General features: G+C 70.5%; 21 protein-coding genes. 11 read left to right on the top strand and 10 right to left on the bottom strand.

The genetic code is table 11. The features are described from left to right. Nucleotides 1-17 precede the first annotated feature (17 nt). Together QRN40_RS16375 and gabT are read right to left on the bottom strand one after the other, a co-directional pair. A complete protein-coding gene (locus QRN40_RS16375) occupies nucleotides 18-1,028 on the bottom strand; it encodes an asparaginase (protein WP_285116928.1) in 1,011 nt (336 codons plus the stop codon). Continuing rightward, on the bottom strand, nucleotides 1,025-2,386 hold the full coding sequence (gene gabT, locus QRN40_RS16370) for a 4-aminobutyrate--2-oxoglutarate transaminase (RefSeq protein ID WP_285116927.1): 1,362 nt from the start codon (nucleotides 2,384-2,386) through the stop codon (nucleotides 1,025-1,027). Before gabT ends, QRN40_RS16375 begins: the two co-directional genes overlap by 4 nt. 37 nt (nucleotides 2,387-2,423) lie before the next feature. Here gabT and QRN40_RS16365 point away from each other — a divergent pair, with 37 nt between their 5' ends. Then, nucleotides 2,424-2,897, top strand: coding sequence for an OsmC family protein (locus QRN40_RS16365; RefSeq protein WP_285116925.1), 474 nt, complete (start codon nucleotides 2,424-2,426; stop codon nucleotides 2,895-2,897). A gap of 43 nt (nucleotides 2,898-2,940) precedes the next feature. Here QRN40_RS16365 and QRN40_RS16360 read toward each other — a convergent pair whose 3' ends face one another. Continuing rightward, nucleotides 2,941-3,168, bottom strand: coding sequence for a hypothetical protein (locus tag QRN40_RS16360; RefSeq protein ID WP_285116923.1), 228 nt, complete (start codon nucleotides 3,166-3,168; stop codon nucleotides 2,941-2,943). A gap of 67 nt (nucleotides 3,169-3,235) precedes the next feature. Here QRN40_RS16360 and QRN40_RS16355 point away from each other — a divergent pair, with 67 nt between their 5' ends. Then, nucleotides 3,236-3,706: a CGNR zinc finger domain-containing protein gene (locus QRN40_RS16355; RefSeq protein WP_285116921.1), complete on the top strand. Its 471-nt coding sequence runs from the start codon at nucleotides 3,236-3,238 to the stop codon at nucleotides 3,704-3,706. Between the two features lie 18 nt (nucleotides 3,707-3,724). Here QRN40_RS16355 and QRN40_RS16350 read toward each other — a convergent pair whose 3' ends face one another. The 3 genes from QRN40_RS16350 to QRN40_RS16340 form a co-directional block, all read right to left on the bottom strand. Further along, nucleotides 3,725-4,486 carry a lysophospholipid acyltransferase family protein gene (locus QRN40_RS16350; RefSeq protein ID WP_285116920.1) on the bottom strand — a complete coding sequence of 254 codons (762 nt, stop codon included), beginning with the start codon at nucleotides 4,484-4,486 and terminating at the stop codon, nucleotides 3,725-3,727. 65 nt (nucleotides 4,487-4,551) lie between these two features. Beyond that, the gene (locus tag QRN40_RS16345) at nucleotides 4,552-5,406 is read right to left on the bottom strand and encodes a LasA N-terminal domain-containing protein (protein WP_285116919.1); all 855 of its coding nucleotides are present in this window, start codon (nucleotides 5,404-5,406) and stop codon (nucleotides 4,552-4,554) included. Nucleotides 5,407-5,413: 7 nt separating this feature from the next. Beyond that, nucleotides 5,414-6,394, bottom strand: a complete 981-nt coding sequence (locus QRN40_RS16340) for an FKBP-type peptidyl-prolyl cis-trans isomerase (RefSeq protein ID WP_285116918.1) — start codon at nucleotides 6,392-6,394, stop codon at nucleotides 5,414-5,416. 75 nt (nucleotides 6,395-6,469) lie between these two features. Between QRN40_RS16340 and QRN40_RS16335 the strand changes: the two genes are divergently transcribed. From QRN40_RS16335 to ispG, 4 genes are all read left to right on the top strand, one after another. After that, nucleotides 6,470-7,816 carry an aminotransferase class III-fold pyridoxal phosphate-dependent enzyme gene (locus QRN40_RS16335; protein WP_285116917.1) on the top strand — a complete coding sequence of 449 codons (1,347 nt, stop codon included), beginning with the start codon at nucleotides 6,470-6,472 and terminating at the stop codon, nucleotides 7,814-7,816. Nucleotides 7,817-7,991: 175 nt separating this feature from the next. Beyond that, on the top strand, nucleotides 7,992-9,071 hold the full coding sequence (locus tag QRN40_RS16330; protein WP_285116916.1) for a 1-deoxy-D-xylulose-5-phosphate reductoisomerase: 1,080 nt from the start codon (nucleotides 7,992-7,994) through the stop codon (nucleotides 9,069-9,071). A 76-nt stretch (nucleotides 9,072-9,147) separates the two neighbouring features. Next, on the top strand, nucleotides 9,148-10,479 hold the full coding sequence (locus tag QRN40_RS16325; RefSeq protein WP_502878924.1) for a M50 family metallopeptidase: 1,332 nt from the start codon (nucleotides 9,148-9,150) through the stop codon (nucleotides 10,477-10,479). An 87-nt stretch (nucleotides 10,480-10,566) separates the two neighbouring features. After that, nucleotides 10,567-11,700 carry a flavodoxin-dependent (E)-4-hydroxy-3-methylbut-2-enyl-diphosphate synthase gene (gene ispG / locus QRN40_RS16320; RefSeq protein WP_285117514.1) on the top strand — a complete coding sequence of 378 codons (1,134 nt, stop codon included), beginning with the start codon at nucleotides 10,567-10,569 and terminating at the stop codon, nucleotides 11,698-11,700. A 49-nt stretch (nucleotides 11,701-11,749) separates the two neighbouring features. Here ispG and QRN40_RS16315 read toward each other — a convergent pair whose 3' ends face one another. Continuing rightward, nucleotides 11,750-13,183, bottom strand: a complete 1,434-nt coding sequence (locus QRN40_RS16315; RefSeq protein ID WP_285116914.1) for an RNB domain-containing ribonuclease — start codon at nucleotides 13,181-13,183, stop codon at nucleotides 11,750-11,752. 71 nt (nucleotides 13,184-13,254) lie between these two features. Between QRN40_RS16315 and QRN40_RS16310 the strand changes: the two genes are divergently transcribed. Further along, entirely contained in the window at nucleotides 13,255-15,021 is a 1,767-nt protein-coding gene (locus tag QRN40_RS16310) for a proline--tRNA ligase (protein ID WP_285116912.1), read from the top strand. A 3-nt stretch (nucleotides 15,022-15,024) separates the two neighbouring features. Here QRN40_RS16310 and QRN40_RS16305 read toward each other — a convergent pair whose 3' ends face one another. From QRN40_RS16305 to QRN40_RS16295, 3 genes are all read right to left on the bottom strand, one after another. Next, on the bottom strand, nucleotides 15,025-16,116 hold the full coding sequence (locus QRN40_RS16305) for an FUSC family protein (protein WP_285116911.1): 1,092 nt from the start codon (nucleotides 16,114-16,116) through the stop codon (nucleotides 15,025-15,027). A gap of 66 nt (nucleotides 16,117-16,182) precedes the next feature. Continuing rightward, the gene (locus QRN40_RS16300; protein WP_285116910.1) at nucleotides 16,183-17,295 is read right to left on the bottom strand and encodes a winged helix DNA-binding domain-containing protein; all 1,113 of its coding nucleotides are present in this window, start codon (nucleotides 17,293-17,295) and stop codon (nucleotides 16,183-16,185) included. A gap of 56 nt (nucleotides 17,296-17,351) precedes the next feature. After that, nucleotides 17,352-18,452, bottom strand: coding sequence for an App1 family protein phosphatidate phosphatase (locus tag QRN40_RS16295; RefSeq protein WP_285116909.1), 1,101 nt, complete (start codon nucleotides 18,450-18,452; stop codon nucleotides 17,352-17,354). A 201-nt stretch (nucleotides 18,453-18,653) separates the two neighbouring features. On the opposite strand from QRN40_RS16295, the gene QRN40_RS16290 reads away from it, so the two are divergent. The 4 genes from QRN40_RS16290 (at nucleotide 18,654) to QRN40_RS16275 (ending at nucleotide 21,895) form a co-directional block, all read left to right on the top strand. Beyond that, complete coding sequence (locus QRN40_RS16290; RefSeq protein ID WP_285116907.1) at nucleotides 18,654-19,310, top strand: TetR/AcrR family transcriptional regulator; 657 nt, start codon at nucleotides 18,654-18,656, stop codon at nucleotides 19,308-19,310. 259 nt (nucleotides 19,311-19,569) lie between these two features. Then, nucleotides 19,570-20,469: an ABC transporter ATP-binding protein gene (locus tag QRN40_RS16285; RefSeq protein WP_285116905.1), complete on the top strand. Its 900-nt coding sequence runs from the start codon at nucleotides 19,570-19,572 to the stop codon at nucleotides 20,467-20,469. After that, nucleotides 20,466-21,155: an ABC transporter permease gene (locus QRN40_RS16280; protein WP_285116904.1), complete on the top strand. Its 690-nt coding sequence runs from the start codon at nucleotides 20,466-20,468 to the stop codon at nucleotides 21,153-21,155. Before QRN40_RS16285 ends, QRN40_RS16280 begins: the two co-directional genes overlap by 4 nt. Further along, nucleotides 21,152-21,895, top strand: coding sequence for an ABC transporter permease (locus tag QRN40_RS16275; protein ID WP_285116903.1), 744 nt, complete (start codon nucleotides 21,152-21,154; stop codon nucleotides 21,893-21,895). The genes QRN40_RS16280 and QRN40_RS16275 overlap by 4 nt, the downstream gene beginning before the upstream one ends. Nucleotides 21,896-21,925: the final 30 nt, after the last annotated feature.

The following is a 21,925-nucleotide window of genomic DNA, read 5'->3' as shown; positions in this document are numbered from 1 at the left end:
CTGTGCTCGCGGGCCGGTCAGTAGGAGGCGCGGATGGCTCCCACGGGCGCGCCGCGGCCGAGGACGGCCAGGTCGAGCAGCGGAGCGACGCGGTCGACGTCGTCGTGCGCGAGCGCACCGGCGTCGGCCAGCAGGCGCAGGGCGACGATCGAGGCCGCGCGGAGGCTGCCGTCGAGCACCTTGAGGGTGACGGTGGTGCCGTCCGGCGCCGACATGACCATGGCGCCTTCGGCGCCGCCCTTGGCGAAGACGCCCAGCTCGTCGATGACGACCGTGTTCGCGCGGCCGGGGCCGTCGATCGCCCAGCCGTCGGCGAGCACCGCGTTCTTCAGCAGCGCCGCGTTGCGGAACAGCGCGAACGGCGAGCCGTCCGAGGCGGTCGTGATCCGCTGGATGCCGCGGGCGAGGGCCAGCAGGGACATGGCGTGGACGGGCGCGCCGCATCCGTCGACTCCGGTCGCGACGACCTTCTCGCCCGTGAGCCGCTCGACCGTGTCGCGGATGTGCTGCTGCACCGGATGCGTCGGGTCGAGGTAGCTGTCGATCGGCCAGCCGTTCACGCGGCACGCCAGCAGCATGGCGGCGTGCTTGCCCGAGCAGTTCATGTACACGGGATGCTTGTGCTCGCCCGCGCGGACGAGGTCGTCGCGTGCGGCCGTGTCGAGCGGCCAGTCGGGCGGGCAGTGCAGCGCGTCCTCGGTCACCTGCGCCTGCGCCAGCAGCTTGCGCACCACCGAGAGGTGCGCCGGCGTGCCGGCGTGGCTGGCGGTGGCGAGCACGGCGCTCGCCCCCGCGAGCGGCACACCCGCACCCATCACGGCGACCGCCTGGAACGGCTTCATGCTGGATCGCGGGAAAATCGGCTTGTCCGGCGCGCCGAGGCTGCGCACGACGGTGCCGTCGGCACCGAGGACGATGGCCGAGCCGGCGTGCCGCGACTCGATGAAGCCGCTGCGCTCGACGACGGCGAGCTCGACGGAGTCGTCGACCGAGAAGACCTCAGCGGTCACGTCGTTCTGCGGGGTCACAGTGCGGCGATGGCGTCGTCGATCACCGACACGGCGTCCGCGATGAGCTCGTCGGACACGGCGAGGCTCGGCAGGAAGCGGAGCACGTTGCCCCAGGTGCCGGCGTTCAGGAAGAGGATGCCCTGCTGGGCGGCCGCGGCGACGATCGCGTTGACCGCCTCCGGGTTGGGCTCCTTCGTGTTCTGCGCGGTACCCGGCTTCACGAGCTCGACGGCGATCATCGCGCCGATGCCCCGCACGTCGCCGATGATGTCGTACTTCTCCTGCAGCTTCTCGAGCGCAGGCTTCAGGGCGTTCTCGATGCGGCGCGCCTGCGCGAGCAGGTCGTTGCGCTCGATGGTCTCGAACACGGCGATCGCGGCCGCCGCGGCGACCGGGTTGCCGCCGAACGTTCCGCCGAGGCCGCCGGGCTGAGCGGAGTCCATGATCTCGGCGCGGCCGGTGACCGCGGCGAGGGGGAGACCGCCCGCGATGCCCTTGGCGCTGAGCACCAGGTCGGGGACGACCCCGAAGTGCTCGCTCGCGTAGAGGGCGCCGGTGCGCGCCATCCCGCTCTGGATCTCGTCGGCGATGAACACGACCCCGTTGGCCGTGCACCACTCCTGCAGCGCGGCGAGGTAGCCCTCGGCCGGGACGATGAAGCCGCCCTCGCCCTGGATCGGCTCGGCGACGAGGCACGCCAGGTCGGACGCGCCGACGACCTTCTCGAGGTACGCGATGGTGCGCGCGGCCGCCTCGGCGCCGGTCAGCCCGTCGCGGTACGGGTACGAGTTGGGCGCGTGGTAGACGTCGCCGGCGAACGGGCCGAAGCCGGTCGCGTACGGCATGGCCTTGTAGTTCATGGCCATCGTGAGGTTCGTGCGGCCGTGGTACGCGTGGTCGAGCACGGCGACGGCGCGGCGACCCGTGTACTTGCGGGCGATCTTGACGCCGTTCTCGACCGCCTCTGCACCCGAGTTGACGAGCACAGTCTTCTTGGCGTGGTCGCCCGGCGTGTGCTGGCCGAGCAGCTCGGCGACCCGGACGTACTCCTCGTACGGCGTGATCGTGAACAGCGTGTGGATGACGTCCTGCAGCTGGCCCGCAGCGGCCTCGACGACCGCGGCCTCGGTGTGGCCGACCGTGGTCACGCCGATGCCGGCGCCGAAGTCGACGAACTGGTTGCCGTCCACGTCCACGAGGATCGCGCCGTTGGCGCGCGCGATGTAGACGGGCAGCGCCGACGAGACGCCGGTCGGCACGACGGCCAGGCGCCGCTCGTGCAGCTCCTGCGACTTGGGGCCGGGGATGGCCGTGACGATACGGCGTTCTTGTGGAACGGAGTAGACGGGCGCGGGGGTGCTCACGGTGTCAGTCATGGTCATTTGAGTCTAGCGGCGGTGCGAGAATCGGAGCATGAAGCTCGAGCACGCGTACGCGATCGACCTGCAGTGGACCGGCAACCGTGGGACGGGCACCAGCGGCTACAAGGACTACGGGCGCGACCTCGTGATCAGCGCTCCCGACAAGCAGCCCATCGAGGGCTCGGCCGACCGGCCGTTCTTCGGCGACCGCGACCGCTGGAACCCGGAGGAGCTGCTGCTCGCGGCCCTCGCGGAGTGCCACATGCTCAGCTACCTGGCCGAGGCCGCGCACGCCGGCGTCGTGGTCGTCGGCTACACGGATGCGGCCACCGGGACGATGGTCCAGACCCGCGACGGGGGCGGACACTTCACCGAGGTGACGCTCCACCCGCGCGTGACGATCGCCGATCCCGGTCAGCGCGAGCTCGCCGCATCCCTCCACAAGCCGGCCTCCGAGAAGTGCTTCATCGCCTCGAGCGTGAACTTCCCGGTCCACCACGCACCGGAGCTGCTCACCCTCGCCTGACCGTCGTTCGGCGGGGGAGCCGCGGCGCCAGGCGCAAGCGAGGTCAGGCGCAGCCGAGGCGAGGGGCCGTGGATGCGGTGGGCGCGGGCGCAGCGGTCTGCTGCGGCTCGGCAGCAGCCCAGCGCTGGATGGCGGCGCGCCACCGCTCATCCCGCGTCAGCGGCGGGGGCTGCTCGACGCCGGAGTCGCGCTGCGCCCGCAGGACGGCCGCCTCCCGTTCGCGCTCGAGCGCGTCGCTGACCGAGATGGACCAGAAGAAGAGCGGATGCATGATAACCACCTATCTGCTTTGACTGGTTAGACGCTACCGTAACTTGCTATCGGGTTACAATGGTTACATGCGTACGAATGAGCCCGAGCTCGGAGCCGACCTGCTGGTCGACTTCCTGAACACGCTCGACGTCGAGGACGACGTCGACCAGCTCGCCGACGACGAAGGCCACCGCCGCTGGGCGGGTGAGCACGGTGTCGAGCCGGGTGACCGAGCCACGACCGTCCAGGCGCGCGACGCCCTGCGCGCGATCGTCGACGGCGAGGTGCGGCCGCTCCCTCCCGTAGAGCTACCGGTCACGGCCGGCCCCGGAAGCGTCGGGCTCGGCGCCCGCACGGCCGCCGACGCCGCCGTCGCGAGCGCTGTAGTCCTCAGCCTTCAGGGCAAGCTCGGCCGCGTGAAACTGTGCGGGGGAGAAGATTGCCGCTGGGCGTTCTACGACGCCTCCCGCAACGGCTCACGCCAGTGGTGCAGCATGGAGGTCTGCGGGAACCGCCAGAAGGCCCGCACCTTCCGCGCCAAGCCGCGTGAAGCCTGAGCTCCGCGCCGCCTGAACTCAGAGCCGCTCGGGGCGGAAGGCCCGCTTCACGCGCTCCACGGCGTTCGCCGGCGGGGTCTCGTTGTAGACGCCTGCGAGCTCCTGACCGGTGAGGTCGTGGATGGCCGCCATGATCGCATCCGTCGCCTGACGCCGGGCGCGCCCCGACTCGGGCGGTCCGAAGTGCGACAGGTCGAGCGGCTCGCCGAAGGTCACCGTGATGCGGTGCGGCTTCGGGAAGCGCGCGCCGACCGGCTGCATCTGGTCGGTGCCGACCAGTCCGACCGGGACGACGACGGCGCCGGTCGTCAGCGCGAGCCAGCCGATCCCGGTCCGTCCCTTGTAGAGACGGCCGTCGAGCGACCGCGTCCCCTCCGGGTACAGGGCGAAGGCCGCGCCGGAGTCGACGATCTTGCGCGACTGGTCCAGCGCCTCCTGGGCTGCGGCACCGGCCCCACGCTTCACACCCACCGCGCCGATGGCGGTGAAGAACCCCCGGGAGACTGCTCCCTTGAGCCCGGTGCCCTCGAAGTAGCTGGACTTCGCCAGGAACTGGACGCGCCGCGGCGCGGTCATCGGGATGACGATGGAGTCGATGAACGACAGGTGATTGCTGGCGAGGATCACCTTGCCGTGCTTCGGCACGTTACGCCTGCCGATCACATGGGGGCGGTAGACCAGCTTCAGCAGCGGCGCCATGAGGACGCGGCCGAGGAAGTACAGTGCGCCGGGCCTCTTCGCCTCGGCGGCACCATCGTCGGGCTCGTCGATGCTCACCATACGAGGGTAGGCGGAAACGCATGCCGGTATCGGCATGGACACGGCGGGATGCCGCGCCGTGGACCTCAGGGCTTCAGCGGCGTCGGCTCCGGGCACCCGAAGCCCGACTGGTAGACCATGCACCCGTCGACGAACCCGGTGTACCGGACCGCGAGCGGCGTCCCGAACCAGGCGGTGTAGAGCCGAGAGAAGTTGAGATTGCCGTACGCGGAGCACGATCCGCCCGGACCCTTGGGTGCTCTCAGGGTGTCGTCGTTCGGCTGGTACGGCGTGTAGTTGTACAGGTTCGCCGTCGCCTGGTTGAGGATCGTCACCGTGCTCGCGCCGCAGGTCGCATCCGGGTGGTACTGGATGCGGTTCGCGCCGACCTTGTACCGCCAGTCGCCGGGGTGCACCGTGTACTCGCGGAACTGCCACGCGGCCCGGTAGACCTGGTTGAAGAAGCCGAAGTACCGTGCGTCGCAGGCGGCCGTGTCGGGGCACGCGTAGCCGGTGGCCCGCTGGTAACCGGATGCGCTGGGCGCGGTCAGCAGCGACTGCTCCTTCTGCAGCAGCACCAGCAGGACGCGCGGGCTGATCGTGCAGGCCTTCGCCACGCGGGCGATGATGCTGCTCGCGCGCTCGTGCTTCCGGGACGGCATCGCCGCGCAGCGCTCTTTCGACACGGGCTGCGCGGGCGAGTCCATCCGGAAGTCCGCAAGGCAGGGCGAGTCGTCCTTCGGGCGGCAGGTGCGATCGTCCAGGAAGTCCTGGATCTGCGCGGCCGTCATGGCGTCCGGGTTGAAGAAGCTGTCGTCGCTGATGATGTACCCCGGATAGAACGGGGTCGGCGGCTCGGCGACGGCGGCCGCAGGGACCAGCGCGAGCGCCGCCGCAGCGGCGGTCGCCGCGGCGATCAGACGCAGGCGGGGGAGCCGCATGCCCGTCCTAGCGCGAGGTCTTCAGGATGTCGACGACGAAGACCATGGTGTCGGTCGCCGTGATCTCGCCCGAGCCGGCCGTGCCGTACCCATCCGCAGGCGGGACGATCGCGATGACCTGCGACCCGACCTTCTGGCCTTCGAGGGCCTTCTGGAAGCCCTTCACGACACCTGTGGTCTGGAACGAGGCGGGGGCGCCGCGGCTCCAGCTGGAGTCGAACATCTTGCCGTTCTTCCAGAGCACGCCCTTGTACTGGACGGTGACGGTGTCGCCCGCCTGGACGGTCTCGCCGTCGCCCTGCTTGAGCACGCCGACCTTGGTCTCGGTGGGCGGGTCCGTCTTCGGGACGGTGATCGACGGCTCGCCCGTCTTCGCGTTCAGCTTGACGGTGGGGAAGCCCGCGGGCGGGGTGACGGCCTTGCCGTTCGCGCGCGTCGGCGGCATGTCGACCACGTCGGCGACGAACACGACGCTGTCCTTCGCGGTGAGGCTGAGCTGCGAGAGGTCCTGGTTGCCGAAGGCGTCCTTCGCCGGGGCCGTCAGCACGACGCGCGAACCGACCGAGAGGCACTCGACGGCACGGACCAGGCCCGGCACGAATGCCTTGTCGTTGACCTGGACGGTGGCCGGAGCGGAGCCGTCGAAGCCCTGAGCGGCCGTCAGCTCCTTGCCGGTGGTGCCGTTGTAGGCGGCCAGCGCGATGTCGACGCTCGACCCGCCCTTCGCCTCCGCGCCGTGACCAGTGATGACGACGGTGCGCTCCACATCCTTCGCCTTCAGCGGGGCGTCGAAGCTGACCTTCGGTGCCGCGCGGTAGTCGCCAGTCACCTTCACGGACTTCGAGGTGTCGCCCGACTTCACGTTCTGGCAGGCGTTCGCCGCAGGAGTGGAGGTCGAGCTCGGCTGGCCGGAGCTGCACGCCGCGAGCCCGGTCACGAGGAGGGCCGCAGCAGCGGTGGCGGTCAGAGCCTTGAGAGAGGTACGCACGGTCGTCCATCCTGCCCTATCCGCCTCTGCTCAAGCTGACAGGGAGTCAGGGGAACGCTGGAAGCGCCGCATACGATGGATTCCATGACCCGCGAATTCTCCGTGCCCCAGTCCCGCCACCTCGTCACCGAGCTGCCCGGTCCGCGCTCGGTCGAACTGCAGGAACGCCGTGTCGCCTCGGTCAGCCGCGGCGCCGGCACGCTCGCCAATATCTACATGGAGTCCGGGTCCGGCGCGATCCTGGTGGATGTGGACGGCAACCGTCTCATCGACCTCGGCTGCGGGATCGGTGTGACGACCATCGGCCACGCGCATCCCGCCGTCGCCGCCGCCGCGGCCGAGCAGGCGGCCAAGCTCACGCACACCCTCTTCACCGTCACGCCGTACGAGAACTACGTCGCGGTGGCCGAGAAGCTCGCCGAGATCACCCCCGGCGACTTCGAGAAGCACAGCATCCTCGTGAACTCGGGTGCGGAGGCGGTCGAGAACGCCGTCAAGATCGCTCGCAAGTACACCGGCCGCCGCGCCATCGCGACGCTCGACCACGCCTTCCACGGCCGCACCAACCTCACCATGGCGATGACGTACCGCCCCTGGCCCGAGCGCGCGGGCATGGGCCCGTTCCCCGGCGAGATCTACAGCCTCCCGATCAGCTACCCGTTCCGCGACCCCGAGGGGATGACCGGCGAGGAGGCCGCCGAGCGGACCATCGACTACATCCGCACGCACATCGGCGCCATCGAGCTGGCCGCGCTGTTCGTCGAGCCGATCCAGGGCGACGGCGGCATCATCATCCCTGCCCCCGGCTACTTCCAGCGGCTGTCCGAGTTCTGCACGGAGAACGGGATCGTCTTCGTCGCGGACGAGATCCAGGCGGGCATCGGCCGCACCGGCACGTGGTACTCGATCGAGCACCACGGCGTCGTCCCCGACCTCGTCACGAGCGCGAAGGGCATCGCGGGCGGCTTCCCGCTGGCGGCGGTGACCGGCCGCGCCGAGATCATGGATGCGGTCCAGCCGGGCGGCATCGGCGGCACCTTCGGCGGCAACCCCGTCTCGACCGCGGCCGCCCTCGCGGTCTTCCAGGCGTTCGAGGACGAGGACCTGCTGGCCGAGGCGCGCCGCGTGGAGAAGGCGCTCTGGGCTCGGATCGGCGACTGGGCCGAGCGCTTCCCCGTCGTCGGCGAGGTGCGCGGCAAGGGCGCCATGTTCGGCATCGAGCTCGTGGTCCCCGGTACCAAGAAGCCGAACCCCGAGGCGTTGAAGGCCGTGCTCGGGCACGCGACCCGCAACGGCGTCATCCCGCTCGACGCGGGCAGCTGGGACAGCGTGCTGCGCCTCCTGCCGTCCGTCGTCATCAGCGAGGAGCTCATCGACGACGCCGCCACCGTGCTCGAGGAGGCGCTCGGCCGCCTGAGCTGAGCCTGCTTCTCCCGTCCGTCCCCGGGAACGGAGGCGATCAGCCCCCGATCCGACGTCCGAGTCCTCCGTTTCCGCACATCCATCGGCGTGTCCGGCGTGAACTCCTCCCTTCCCCACCTCCGACGAGGTCGGCCGCGGGGCGGACCACGCCGAGGTGCGTGCGTACGATGGCCTCGTGCGCAGAGTCATCATCCTCGGGTCCACCGGCTCCATCGGCACGCAGGCGCTCGACGTCATCGCGGCGAATCCGGACCGCTTCCGCGTCGTCGGCCTGAGCGCCGGCCGCAATGCGGACGAGCTCGCGGCCCAGGCCGAGCGGTTCGGCGTGGTCGACACGGCGCTGGGAGCCGACGACTCCGAGCTCCTGGTCCGCTCCGTCGAGGCGGATGTCGTGCTCAACGGCATCACCGGTTCCGTCGGTCTCGGGCCGACGCTCGCCGCCCTCGAGGTCGGTGCGATGCTGGCGCTCGCCAACAAGGAGTCGCTGATCGTCGGCGGCGGCCTGGTGAAGCGGGCGGCCGCTCCCGGCCAGATCGTCCCGGTCGACTCCGAGCACTCTGCCATCGCGCAAGCGCTCCGCTCCGGGGCTCCGGACGAGGTGCGGCGGCTCGTCCTGACGGCGTCGGGCGGCCCGTTCCGCGGCCGCAGCCGGGAGTCGCTGCGGGATGTGACGCCGCAGCAGGCGCTCGCGCATCCCACCTGGGACATGGGCCTCGTGGTGACGACCAACTCCTCCACGCTGGTCAACAAGGGCCTGGAGGTGATCGAGGCGCACCTGCTGTTCGACGTGCCGTACGACCGGATCGACGTCACGGTGCACCCGCAGTCGGTCATCCACTCGATGGTGGAGTTCGTGGACGGCTCGACCATCGCGCAGGCCTCCCCGCCGGACATGCGGCTCCCGATCTCGCTCGGGCTCGGCTGGCCGGACCGCGTCGCCGGCGTCGGAGCCCCGCTCGACTGGACGGCCGCGCACACGTGGACATTCGAGCCGCTGGACGACGCGGCGTTCCCCGCCGTCTCGCTCGCCAAGCGGGTCGGCCTCGCGAGCGGGACCTTCCCCGCCGTCTTCAATGCGGCCAACGAACAGGCCGTCGCCGCCTTCCATGCGGGCGCGATCGGTTACCTCGACATCGTCGGGACCGTCGAGCGGGTCGTCGACGCGCACGTCCCCTCCGGCGAACTGACCCGGGAGTCGCTGGCGGAGGCGGAACGCTGGGCGCGCGCCAAAGCGGATGCGCTGATCGCGCGCTGAGACGTTCGGCAGGCGCATAGGGCTCATGGAGCCGCTTCGCGGCCTCCTCCAAGCCGCCCACCGCTAGCCTGAAGCCGTGGAATCCGTGCTCCTCTTCGTCCTCGGCGTCGTCATCATCCTGATCGGCGTCGCGGTGTCGATCGCGCTGCACGAGGTGGGACACCTGGTTCCGGCCAAGCTGTTCGGCGTCAAGGTGACGCAGTACATGATCGGCTTCGGCAAGACCCTGTTCTCGTTCCGCCGCGGCGAGACGGAGTACGGCGTGAAGGCCATCCCGCTTGGCGGCTACATCTCGATGATCGGGATGTTCCCTCCGGGCAAGGAGGGCGGCCGCGGCCGCAATGCGACCACCGGCTTCATGCAGCAGATGGTCCAGGATGCGCGCACCGCGAGCACGGAGACGGTAGCCGTCGGCGAGGAGGAGCGCACCTTCTACCGGCTTCCGGTGTGGAAGCGGATCGTCATCATGTTCGGCGGCCCGTTCATGAACCTCGTGATCGGCGTCGTGCTCTTCGGCGTGCTCCTGATGGGCTTCGGCGCCCCCCAGAGCTCGACCACCGTGGCGACCGTGAGCCAGTGCGTCCTGCCGGCCGGCAGCACGACCAAGACCTGCCCCGCCGACGCGACCCAGGGCCCGGCCGCCGCCGCCGGCCTGAAGCCCGGCGACACCATCGTCAGCATCGACGGCACGAAGATCCGCACCTGGGACCAGTCGACCGCCATCATCCGCGCGTCGGCGGGTCGCAGCCTCACGATGGTCCTCTCGCGCGACGGCGAGCAGCGCACGGTGCAGCTCACCCCGGTCGTCAACAAGGTCGCGAAGACCGACGCGAACGGCGCCGTCGTGAAGAACGCCGCGGGCGGCATCGAGACGCTCACCGTCGGCTTCGTCGGTATCGGTCCGGTGACCAAGCTCGTCCCGCAGCCGCCGCCTGCCGTCCTCCCGGCCGTCGGCGCGCAGACCGGCGCGGTCGTCAACGTGTTCGCGCACCTGCCGCAGCGCATGGTCGACGTGTGGAACGCGGCCTTCGGGTCCGCCGAGCGCGATCCCAACGGTCCCATCAGCGTCGTCGGCATCGGCCGGGCGGCGGGGGAGCTCACGGCGCTGGACGGTGTCCCGGCGGTCGACAAGATCTACACGATGATCGGGATGCTCGCCTCACTGAACATCGCGCTGTTCGTGTTCAACCTCGTCCCGCTGCTGCCGCTCGACGGCGGTCACATCGCGGGCGCCCTGTGGGAGGGCCTGCGGCGCACCTTCGCGAAGATCTTCCGACGCCGCGACCCGGGCCCGGTGGACATGGCCAAGCTCATGCCGCTCACCTTCGCCGTGGTCATCGTGCTCGGTGGGATGAGCGTGCTCCTCATGTACGCGGACATCGTCAAGCCGGTGAACCTGTTCGGTTGATGCACATGCGGGCGGCCTTCGGCCCGCACCCAGCCGCCTCCCACAGAGCCGCGTAGGATTGAGCCCGTGGCAGCAATCAATCTGGGGATGCCCAAAGTCCCCGAGACCCTCGCACCCCGTCGCAAGTCCCGCCAGATCCGTGTGGGCAAAGTCCTGGTCGGCGGTGACGCGCCCGTCAGTGTCCAGTCGATGACCACGACGCCGACCACCAACATCAACGCCACCCTGCAGCAGATCGCCGAGCTGACGGCCTCCGGCTGCGACATCGTCCGCGTCGCGGTTCCGAGCCGCGACGATGCCGAGGCGCTTCCGATCATCGCGAAGAAGAGCCAGATCCCGGTCATCGCGGACATCCACTTCCAGCCGAACTACGTCTACGCGGCGATCGACGCCGGCTGCGCGGCGGTCCGGGTGAACCCGGGCAACATCCGCAAGTTCGACGACCAGGTGGCCGAGATCGCCCGCCGGGCGAAGGCCGCGGACGTCTCGCTGCGCATCGGCGTGAACGCCGGGTCGCTCGACCGGCGTCTGCTCGAGAAGTACGGCAAGGCCACCCCGGAGGCGCTCGTCGAGTCGGCCGTCTGGGAGGCGAGCCTGTTTGAGGAGCACGACTTCCACGACTTCAAGATCTCGGTCAAGCACAACGACCCGGTCGTCATGGTGAAGGCGTACCGGATGCTCGCCGAGCGGGGCGACTGGCCCCTCCACCTCGGCGTGACCGAGGCCGGACCGGCGTTCCAGGGCACCATCAAGTCGGCGACGGCGTTCGGCATCCTTCTCGGCGAGGGGATCGGCGACACCATCCGCGTCTCGCTCTCCGCCCCTCCCGCCGAAGAGGTCAAGGTGGGCCTGCAGATCCTGCAGTCGCTCAACCTGCGCGAGCGCAAGCTCGAGATCGTCTCGTGCCCGTCGTGCGGTCGCGCCCAGGTGGACGTGTACTCGCTTGCCGACAGCGTCACGGAGGGGCTGCAGGGCATGAGCGTTCCGCTGCGCGTCGCGGTCATGGGCTGCGTCGTCAACGGTCCCGGTGAGGCCCGCGAGGCCGACCTGGGTGTCGCGAGCGGCAATGGCAAGGGCCAGATCTTCGTCAAGGGCGAGGTCATCAAGACGGTTCCGGAGTCCGAGATCGTCGCGACCCTCATCGCCGAGGCCAACCGCCTCGCCGACGAGATGGGCGACACGACCTCGGGCGAGCCGACGGTGAGCGTCGGAGCGCACTGACCCGCATCTCCTCACGTTCTCCGGGCTGACCGCCCGGCGCCGCGGGCTGCTACGCCGCGACCGGCTCGAACGCGACCCGCCCGGAGGCGATGTCCGCCGCCGTCACCCGCAGCCGCACGCGGTCGCCCGGGCCGACGTCGTCCGGGCGCGGGGCGGATGCCGCCACGATGGGGTCGTCCAGCTGCACCAGGATGCTGCCGTTGCGCACCCCGAGCACCGTCGCCTCCAGCTCGCTCCCGATCCGGGAGGACAGCAGCGCCGCCTCCACCCTGTCGACCGCCCCGGCATCGAGCTGCGAGGCGAGCCGCGACGAGTTGCCCATGATCGAGGGCAGGTCGGCCAGCGATTCCCGTGCCCAATCCGGCACCGGCCGACCGGCGCAGAGCGCCTCGCAGATGACGAGACCCCAGCGGTCGACGAGCCGACGCAGCGGGGCCGTGACGTGTGCGTACGGCGCCGCGATCGCGGACTGCTGCGGGTCAGCCGGAGCGGTCCCGTCCATGACCACGTAGCCGGCGCCCCGGAACAGGCTCGTGGCCGCCTGAAGCACAGCGGCCGCGTGCGGCTGGGCGTGGTCGAGGGTCCGCAGGTACTCGCCGTACGGGACATCGTCGGTCCAGGGCAGGCCCAGTGCCACCGTCTGCGTGCGGAACGCGGCGAACGCCTCGGGTGTCGGCGCGGGCATGGTGCGCAGGATGCCGATCCGCGCGTCCAGCATGAGCCGCGCCGCCGCCATGCCGGTGAGGAGGGAGAGCTGGGCGTTCCATTCCTCGACGGGGAGGTGCACGCGGCGCTCGAGCACGTAGGCGCCATCGCGGAACACGATCTCCTCGTCGGGTGTGTTCAGGCTGGCGCCGCCGCGCTCCCGCTCGCAGGCGATGCGGGCGAGTCCGACGTCGCGCAGCAGGGCGAGTTCCGCGGGCGCGGTGCCGTCGTCCAGCGCGGCCTGCGCCTCGTCGTAGCTCCACTGGCGACGCGACCGGATGCGGGCGCGCGACACGTGCACGGACGTCTCGTGGCCGGAACCGTCCAGCACGATGTCCCAGACGAAGGCGCCCCGCACCCGATCCGGGAGCAGCGAGCCGGCGTCCTCCCCGATCGCGGCCGGATGCAGGGGCACGCGTCCGTCGGGCGCGTACAGCGTCTGGCCGCGGCGGCGCGCCTCCGCATCCACCTCGCCGCCCGGAACGACCAGCGTCGGCACGTCGGCGATCGCGTACCGGACGCGGAACCCGTCGCCGCTGCGCGAGAGGTGCAGAGCCTGATCGAGGTCGGTGGAGCCCGCGGGATCGATCGTGAGGAAGGGGACGTCGGTCAGGTCATCGTCGGGCAGGGGATGGTGCGCGGCGACCGCGTCGGCCTCCCTCGCGACCGCCTCGGGGAAGGCGTCGGGGAGACCGAGCTCGCGGCGGAGGGCTGCGAGGGAGGCGGCCAGGGGAGCAGCGGAGGCGGAGGGGGCGACGCGAGTCCGGCGGTCGGGCATGCCGCCCACCATAGCCTCCGGCCGTCGCGCGGTCGGCGTCCCCGCCGATGCACGCCCTCTAACATGGAATGGTGCCTACACGCCTGAGCAACTATTTCCTCCGCACCCTTCGTGAAGACCCGTCCGACGCCGAAGTGACCAGCCACCGGCTGCTCGTCCGCGCCGGGTACATCCGGCGCCAGGCGCCGGGCATCTTCGCGTGGCTGCCGCTGGGGTTGCGCGTGAAGGAGAAGATCGAGCGCATCATCCGCGAGGAGATGGCGGCGGCGGGAGCGCACGAGGTGCACTTCCCCGCGCTGCTGCCGCGCGAGCCCTACGAGGCGACCGGGCGCTGGGAGGAGTACGGCGACGGTCTCTTCCGGCTGCAGGACCGCAAGGGCGCCGATTACCTGCTCGCGCCGACGCACGAAGAGGTCTTCACCCTGCTGGTGAAGGACCTCTACTCGTCGTACAAGGACCTGCCCCTCACGATCTTCCAGATCCAGGACAAGTACCGCGACGAGGCACGTCCGCGCGCCGGCCTCCTGCGCGGCCGCGAGTTCACGATGAAGGACGCGTACTCGTTCGACTACACCGACGCGGGGCTCGACACGAGCTACATGGCGCAGCGCGACGCATACGAGCGCATCTTCACGCGCCTCGGTCTCTCCTACGTCATCGTGCAGGCGGACGCCGGCGCGATGGGCGGCTCGCGTTCCGAGGAGTTCCTGCACCCGACGGTCGTCGGCGAAGACACCTTCGTGCGATCGCCCGGCGGGTACGCGGCGAACGTCGAGGCGTTCACCACGACGGCACCGCCCAGCCGCTCCTACGAGAAGCTGACCCCCCAGGAGGTGCTCGACACCCCGGGCACCCCGACGATCGAATCGCTGGTCGCTCTCGCCAACGAGAAGCACCCCCGTCCCGACGGCCGCGCCTGGACGGCGGCGGACACGCTGAAGAACGTCGTGCTGGCGCTCACGCACCTCGACGGCACCCGCGAGCTCGTCATCGTGGGGCTCCCCGGCGACCGCGGCGTCGACCTGAAGCGGGCCGAGGTGGCGTTCGCGCCGGCCGAGGTCGAGGCCGCCACCGACGCGGACTTCGCGAAGCACCCCGGGCTGGTCAAGGGCTACATCGGTCCCTGGTCGCCGGAAGGGCCCGTGCTCGGCGAGAAGTCGTCGACCGGCATCCGCTACGTCGTCGACCCGCGCGTCGTGGACGGTTCGGGATGGATCACCGGCGCGAACGTCGAGGGCAAGCACGTCTTCGGGCTGGTCGCCGGCCGCGACTTCGGGTGGGACGGCGTCGTCGAGTCCGCCGAGGTCAAGCCGGGCGACCCTGCGCCGGACGGGTCCGGCCCGGTGGAGCTCGCCCGCGGCATGGAGATCGGCCACGTCTTCCAGCTCGGCCGCAAGTACGCCGAAGCGCTGGGGCTCAAGGTGCTCGACGAGAACGGGAAGCTCGTCACCGTGACGATGGGCTCCTACGGGATCGGCGTGACCCGCATCCTCGCCATCATCGCGGAGGAGAACAACGACGACCGCGGCCTGGTCTGGCCCGAGTCGGTCTCGCCCTTCGACGTCCACGTGGTCGCCGCCGGGCGTGAGCAGGCCGCCTACGATCTGGCCGAGGAGGTCGTCTCCCAGCTGGAGGACGCACGCCTCGACGTGCTCTACGACGACCGTCCGAAGGTGTCGCCGGGCGTGAAGTTCGGCGACGCCGAGCTGATCGGCGTTCCGCGCGTGCTCGTCATCGGTCGCGGCGCGGCCGACGGCGAGGTCGAGCTGTGGAACCGCCGCACGGGCGACCGGCGCACCCTTCCGGTGGCGGAGGCGATCGCCGAGCTCACCGCGTAAGCGTCAGCCCGCCTCGTCGTCTCCCGCGATCTCCACGTGGATGCGCCGGAGGTCCTCCACCAGCGATCCGATGAGGACCCAATGGCGCGGGTCGGGGGTGGCGATCGTCAGCGGAGCCGTGAGCACCGGGACGCCCGCGGTCTCGGTGCCCGGTTCGACGATCGGCTCATCCGGATCGCGCACCAGCAGTCGCAGGTCGTGGGCGGCCCGGTTCAGCTCGTCGGCGATGGCGTGGATGGTCGGCTCGGCCGCCAGGCTGTCGTCGTAGTGGTCGTGGTAGGCCCGGGTCATGCCGAGCGTCCGGTTGATCAGAGGACGTAAGCGGTCGAACAGCTGCTGATCGTGCTCCAGGATGACGCGGTGCTTCCGTTGGCGCGGGTTCAGCGACAGGCTCTCGTCGGCCGCCGTCAGCGCGCTCTGCGCTTTGGTCTCCATCGGGCGGAGCAGGCGCGCCTCGATGAGGAGCGCATCCAGCTCGGCCCGGGTGTGCCCGGTCGTCAAGGCGTTCGCCAGGCGGGTGAGCGTGGCGGCGAGCTCGTTTCCGAGCGCGGCCACGGCCTGGCGTGCGGGCGCGGTCAGCACCGGCGGGACGATCGCCACGTTGACGACGACGCCGATCGCCGCACCGATCACCGTCTCGACGATGCGCGCGAGCGCGTACTCCGGGTCGGAGGCGCCGATCGCGAGCACCAGCATGGCCGTGATCGGCACCTGGTTGGCCGTGCCGGGCGTCAGCTTGAGCGCCCACGCCAGCAGCACGGAGACGACGACAGCCAGCAGCACGATCCAGCTGTTCGTTCCGAAGGCCAGCCCGATCAGGTAGGCGATGACGACGCCGCCGATGACACCCAGCGACCGTTCGATGGCGCGTCCCACGGACTGGTTCACGCTGGGCTGGACGACCAGCAGCGCCGCGATGGTCGCGAAGATCGGCAGCTCTCCCCGCACGAACAGACTGGCGACGCCCCACGCGGCGACCATGGCGACGGCCGTCTTCACCACCTGCAGGAACGGCGCCCGGGTCGACGTGCGGATCGTGGCGGGTAGCGCGATGCCCGCCGGGAGACGGCGTCCGGTCGACCTAGTGCGAGCCACCACTCCACGCTACCGGGCCGCGGACGCATGGATGCACGCGTGGATGCGCGCCGCGGCCAGTCCTGCTCACCCGGCGTACGCGGCGTACGCGCGGGCGGAACGTTCCAGCCGCGCCTCCCGCGCGGGAGTGAGCGGCGCGAACGGCTGCGGCAGGACGCGGCCGCCGTCACGACGCCAGGTGCCGACGATGCGCCCGCCGGCGACGATGATGGGCTGGAAGATGCCGTTGCCGCCGGGGACGATGAGTTCCGCGTGCTCGTCGTCGAGGATCGGGGAGCGGTCCTGGTAGCCGAGCAGGTACTCGTCGAAGCCGGGGAGGAGGTGCACCGCCTCCTTCTCGGCGCGGGAGGCCGGCGTGGCCGCCGCCCGCTCCAGGAGTTCCGCGGTGACGAGGTATTCGACCCCGTCCACCTCGAGCGTGGTCAGCGCATCCCCGAGGACGGCGCGTGCGGTCTTGGCGCCCGCCACGGTTCCCTTGGTCCACCAGACGAAATCGCGGACCGTCGCCGGTCCGTGGCCGTGCAGGTATCGGAGCAGGAACTGCGCGAGCGCCTCGTCCGCCGAGAGCGGCGGGGGAGCAGGTGCCCACTCGTCCAGCAGGACGAGCGCCTGCGTCGGGTTCCCGTTTCCGACCCGCACGACCGGTCCCCAGCACAGGAGTCCGGTCTGGGCGAGGTAGTAGATGAGGTGGTAGCCCCGCTGGCCCGTCGTGGCGATGCCCGCGTCCTCCCACAGCTGCATGAGCTCCGCGCGGCCGATGCTGTTGCCGCCGGTGAGGGCGGCGGTCACCACGTCGGCGGCGTGGGCGAAGTCGGCGGCCTCCAGTCCGAGCTGCTGCTGACGGCGGCCGAGCCCCGCCACCATGCGGTCAGCGGTCACGGACAGCATCCAGCGCAGGTCCTCCGGCGGGACGAAGTGGAGGGTGCCCCGCATGGGCCACGAGCGGATGATCCGGCCGGCGTCGAGCTCTGCCAGCACATCCGCCTGCGTCGCACCCGTGGTCCGCAGTGCGAGCGCCCAGCATCCGGCGGCGAAGTCCTGCCCTTGCAGCGCCAGCAACCGCCGCGCGGCGGCAGCGGGGTCGGGCTCGCGCGGGCCGTCGATCGCCTGGGCGAGTCGCCGCAGGCGGAGCAGCTCGCCACGGCTGGCGCGGCCGGGAGCGGGAGGGCTGAACGTCATGGCCTCAGCCTGCCAGGAACGGCCGACACCGCCCAGCAGCCGACACAGCCCCGCGGCTAGTGGATCAGCCCCAGGTCTCCGAGCTGCTCGCTCAGGCCCGCCCCGTCGGGCGCGTAGACCCACGGGGTCCCCGACACCTCGCTGTGCTTGTCCGCCTTGGAGCGGCCGCCGGCCAGGACCGCCTCACCGCTGGAGAGCTGCCGGATGGCGACCGCAGCGACGTTGTCGGGGTGCGCGGTGGTGAACTCGCCGTACAGGTCTTCGTCGTGCTGTCCGTCGTCGCCGATCAGCAGCCACTTCAGCCCGGGGAACTCCTGCGAGAGCCGCTCGAGGCTCGTCCGCTTGTGCTCGCGGCCGCTGCGGAACCACCGATCGTGGGTCGGGCCCCAGTCGGTCAGGAGCATGGGGCCGGTGGGGAAGAGGTTGCGCGAGAGGAATCGGCTGAGCGTCGGAGCGACGTTCCAGGCGCCTGTCGAGAGGTAGATGATGGGCGCTCCGGGATGCGCGGCCGAGAGACGTTCGAGCAGCACGGCCATCCCGGGCGTTGCGACCCGCGCATGCTCGTCGAGCACGAACGTGTTCCAGGCGGCGAGCAGCGGCCGGGGGAGCGCCGTCACCATCACCGTGTCGTCGATGTCGGAGATGATGCCGAACGTCGCCTTCGGGTCGACCACGAAGACCGGCGCCTCGAAGACTCGAGTCGACTCAGCGGTCGACAGGCGGACGGTGTGCCGGCCCGGGGTCAGATTGACGGGGATGACGGTGTCGATCACCCCGCCGCGGTCGGTCACGACCTCGTGGCGCTCGCCCTCGATCTCGACCGTGACGGTGGTCATCGCGAGCGGGACGCTCACGAACGAGCGCCAGCCGCGGACGGACTCCTCGCGCTTGCGGTGCAGGCGCTCGGCGCGGCTGCCGGGGCGCGGATCCTTCGCCAGCACGACGCGGCCCAGGATGCGCACCCAGCTGGGCGCGCCGTATCCCGTGTACGGGACGATCGTCGCGAGGAAGCCGCGCTTGCGGGCCCGCCGGGCGCGGAAGTCGTGGAAGGCGTCCTCGATGCGGGCGGCACGGTGCATGATGGGCTCGACCGCGCTGCCGCGACGGACAGCGGGGGCGCCGGAGGCTCGCTCGGGGCGCGATTCGGGGGAGGACATCTGGTCCACTTTCTCATGGAGTGAACGTGCACACGAATGCATCCCCCAGATCTGGGGGACATTTCTGCGGCGCGTCACAGAGTAATCCTCAGCAGAAGTGAGGTTTCCACGAATATGATCGCGGTAGCGCGACGGGATACCCGTCGCCGGGCTGGGGACCCGCAATACCGCCTTATTCGAGAGATAGAAGGAGCCGCCCTCGTGCCCATCAACGATCTGGTCGCCGGTCAGAGCACCGTCGGAGCACCGCTCGTTCGCACAGAGCCGATTCAGGAGCGCAGCGCCGCGCGAATCGACGCCCTGCTGGATGCCGCAGCCGAAGTCGTGGACGAGATCGGCTTCGATCGCCTGACGACCGCCATGGTCGCCGAGCGCGCCGGCGCATCCATCGGCACCGTGTACCGCTACTTCCCGGACCGCATCGTCCTGCTGCAGGCGCTGCGCGACCGGGCGCTGCTGCGCTACCGCCGCTCGGTGGTCGAGGCCATCGACGCGCAGGCGCCGCAGCACTGGTGGAACGCCGTGGAGTGCGCGATCGACGCCTTTGTGCACATGTTCCGCACCGAGCGCGGATTCCGCATCATCCGCTTCGCCGACGCCGAGCGTTCCGGCACCGCGGAGGAAGAGGCACAGGCAGACAGCGGGTTCGCCAACCTGTTCGCCCAGATCCTGTCCGATGAGTACGGCCTCCCGGCGGGCGATGACCTGTCGTTCCGGCTGCAGGTCGTCGTCGAGATGATGGACTCGCTGATCAGCCGGGCCTTCGTCGAGGACCCGAACGGCGACGAGCGGTACATCTCCGAGGCGCGCACGGTCGCCCGTGAGTACCTCGAGCGCCGTTTCGGCTCGAAGGACTGAGACCGCAGGGTTTCGCATTTCCGGGAATGTCGGTGGTCGGTGGCAGGTTGCCATCCACACGGGCTAGTGCTCCGAACAGCATGTGCTCGCCACCGACAGGAAAGGGGGCCGGAATGCGACCGACCCTGAATGCCACAATTCGTCGTATTCCATTGCGGAATCGGCCGGACGCTGTTTGGCTTGGTCCGATGGTTGTCACCGCCCCCGCACCCACGAGCGTTCCCGAGCGCGCCGCGACCCCGAAGACGGGGGAGCCGACGTGATCGAGTTCCGCAACGTGACGAAGCGCTTCCCCGATGGGACGCTGGCTGTCGACGACTTCTCGCTGGTGATCCCGTCGCGGCGCATCACAGTGCTGGTCGGTTCCTCGGGAAGCGGCAAGACGACCATCCTGCGCATGATCAACCGCATGGTCGACCCGACCTCCGGCCAGATCGAGATCGACGGGGAGGACGTCCTCTCCCTCAAGCCCGTCCCGCTCCGCCGCTCCATCGGCTATGTCATGCAGAATTCCGGGCTGCTCCCGCACCGCAAGGTGGTCGACAACATCGCCACCGTCCCGCTCCTCACGGGTGCGAAGAAGAAGGATGCGCGCGAGCACGCGCTCGCGCTCATGGACACGGTCGGCCTGGAGCGTTCGCTCGCCGACCGGTACCCGAGCCAGCTGTCCGGCGGGCAGCAGCAGCGGGTCGGTGTGGCGCGCGGCCTGGCCGTCGACCCCAACATCCTGCTGATGGACGAGCCGTTCGGCGCCGTCGACCCGATCGTCCGCGACGACCTGCAGAACGAGCTGCTGCACCTGCAGCGCGATCTCGACAAGACGGTCGTCTTCGTCACCCACGACATCGACGAGGCGTTCAAGCTGGGCGACCAGGTCGTCATCTTCCGGAAGGGCGGCATCGTCGCCCAGAAGGGCACCCCGGCCGAGATCCTCGCCGATCCCGCCGACGACTTCGTGGCGTCCTTCATCGGCGCCGACCGCGGTCGCCGGGCACTCCACGTCGAGGAGACGCCGACCGGTTCGGTTCTCGTCGACAGCGACGGCCGCGCTGCGGGCGTCCTCACCGGCGCGCCGAACGGCGCCGCCGCTCCCTCCGAGGCAAAGGCCGCGACCGTTCCGGTCGCGGGTGCTCCGGCGCAGGGTGAGGACGCGTCGTGAGTTTCTTGTGGTCGAATCTCGGCCAGGTCTGGAATCTCACGGTCTCCCACGTGTGGCTGAGTGCACTGCCGATCGTCATCGGCTTCGTGTTCTCGCTGCCGATCGGCTGGGTGGCGAACCGCTACCGCTGGAGTCGCGGCGTCCTGCTCACGGTCGGCGGCATCCTGTACGCGATCCCCTCGCTCCCGCTGTTCTTCGCGATGCCCGCCCTGATCGGCACACAGATCCTGTCGCCGATCAACGTCGTGATCGCCTTGAGCATCTACGCGGTCGCGCTCATGGTCCGCACCACTGCCGATGCGCTGGCCTCCGTGCCCGGTGACGTCCTGCAGTCGGCGACGGCGATCGGATTCTCCGGCTGGCGCCGGTTCTGGTCCGTCGAGCTCCCGCTCGCCGGCCCGGTGCTGCTCGCGGGCCTTCGCGTGGTCTCGGTCAGCACGGTCAGCCTCGTCAGCGTCGGCGCCCTGCTGGGCGTCCCCAACCTGGGCTACCTGTTCACCGACGGCCTCAACCGGTCGTACACCGAGGAGGTCTTGGTGGGCATCGTCCTGATCATGATCCTGGCGCTGGTGTTCGACCTGATCCTGGTCGGCATCGGGCGGCTGGTGCTGCCCTGGACGCGCGCGGACCGCCGCGCGAAGGGCCTCAGCCGCCGCCAGGCGATGAGGGCGGTGACCGGAGCATGACCGATATCGTCGCCGCCTTCGGGTGGATCTTCGACCCGGTGAACTGGTCCGGGGCCAGCGGCATCCCCGCCCGGCTCGGAGAGCACATCGTCTACTCGCTGCTCACGCTGCTGCTCGCCGCGATCATCGCGCTTCCGATCGGTTTCGCGATCGGTCACAGCGGACGGTTCCGGGGGCTGGCCGTCGGGGTCTCGGGCGCGCTGCGTGCGCTGCCGACCCTGGGTCTCGTCATCTACCTCGCGCTGATCACGACCAATCTGACGATCGTCCCGCCGCTGATCGCCTTGACGATCCTGGCGATCCCGCCGATCCTGGCCGGCGCCTACTCGGGCCTCGAGTCGGTCGACCGGGCTCCCATCGATGCCGCCCGCGCCATCGGCATGACCGGCTGGCAGGTCTTCACGAAGGTCGAGCTGCCGCTCGCCCTCCCGCTCGTCATCGGCGGCATCCGCTCCGGAGCGCTGCAGGTGATCGCGACCTGGACCGTCGCGGCGATCCTTCCGGTGGGCGGCCTCGGACGCTTCCTGTTCGACGGGATCGCGGTACAGAACTACCCCGAGATGCTCGGCGGCTCGATCATCGTCGTCGCTCTCGCGCTCGTCTCCGACGGCGTCTTCGCGATCGTCCAGCGGCTCGTCGTCCCGCGCGGCGTGGCGGCCGGCCGGGTCCGCGACTCCGCCGAGGGCGACTCCCGGCACGCCGGGCGCGCGGCAGCGCGGGCGAGCGCCCCCACCACCTGACTTTCCATCCCCACGCACACACAGAGATAC

Source organism: Leifsonia sp. fls2-241-R2A-40a, assembly GCF_030209575.1.
Lineage (GTDB): Bacteria > Actinomycetota > Actinomycetes > Actinomycetales > Microbacteriaceae > Leifsonia.
Note: the sequence above shows the minus strand (reverse complement) of the source record. Positions and strands in the feature narration are given on the sequence as shown.

What these genes read in the sequence shown, in the direction of transcription:
- gabT (WP_285116927.1), bottom strand. Translation starts at nt 2,386, where the DNA reads ATGACTGACACCGTGAGCACCCCCGCGCCCGTCTACTCCGTTCCACAA.
- QRN40_RS16365 (WP_285116925.1), top strand. Translation starts at nt 2,424, where the DNA reads ATGAAGCTCGAGCACGCGTACGCGATCGACCTGCAGTGGACCGGCAAC.
- QRN40_RS16360 (WP_285116923.1), bottom strand. Translation starts at nt 3,168, where the DNA reads ATGCATCCGCTCTTCTTCTGGTCCATCTCGGTCAGCGACGCGCTCGAG.
- QRN40_RS16355 (WP_285116921.1), top strand. Translation starts at nt 3,236, where the DNA reads ATGCGTACGAATGAGCCCGAGCTCGGAGCCGACCTGCTGGTCGACTTC.
- QRN40_RS16350 (WP_285116920.1), bottom strand. Translation starts at nt 4,486, where the DNA reads ATGGTGAGCATCGACGAGCCCGACGATGGTGCCGCCGAGGCGAAGAGG.
- QRN40_RS16345 (WP_285116919.1), bottom strand. Translation starts at nt 5,406, where the DNA reads ATGCGGCTCCCCCGCCTGCGTCTGATCGCCGCGGCGACCGCCGCTGCG.
- QRN40_RS16335 (WP_285116917.1), top strand. Translation starts at nt 6,470, where the DNA reads ATGGATTCCATGACCCGCGAATTCTCCGTGCCCCAGTCCCGCCACCTC.
- ispG (WP_285117514.1), top strand. Translation starts at nt 10,567, where the DNA reads ATGCCCAAAGTCCCCGAGACCCTCGCACCCCGTCGCAAGTCCCGCCAG.
- QRN40_RS16315 (WP_285116914.1), bottom strand. Translation starts at nt 13,183, where the DNA reads ATGCCCGACCGCCGGACTCGCGTCGCCCCCTCCGCCTCCGCTGCTCCC.
- QRN40_RS16300 (WP_285116910.1), bottom strand. Translation starts at nt 17,295, where the DNA reads ATGACGTTCAGCCCTCCCGCTCCCGGCCGCGCCAGCCGTGGCGAGCTG.
- QRN40_RS16295 (WP_285116909.1), bottom strand. Translation starts at nt 18,452, where the DNA reads ATGTCCTCCCCCGAATCGCGCCCCGAGCGAGCCTCCGGCGCCCCCGCT.
- QRN40_RS16275 (WP_285116903.1), top strand. Translation starts at nt 21,152, where the DNA reads ATGACCGATATCGTCGCCGCCTTCGGGTGGATCTTCGACCCGGTGAAC.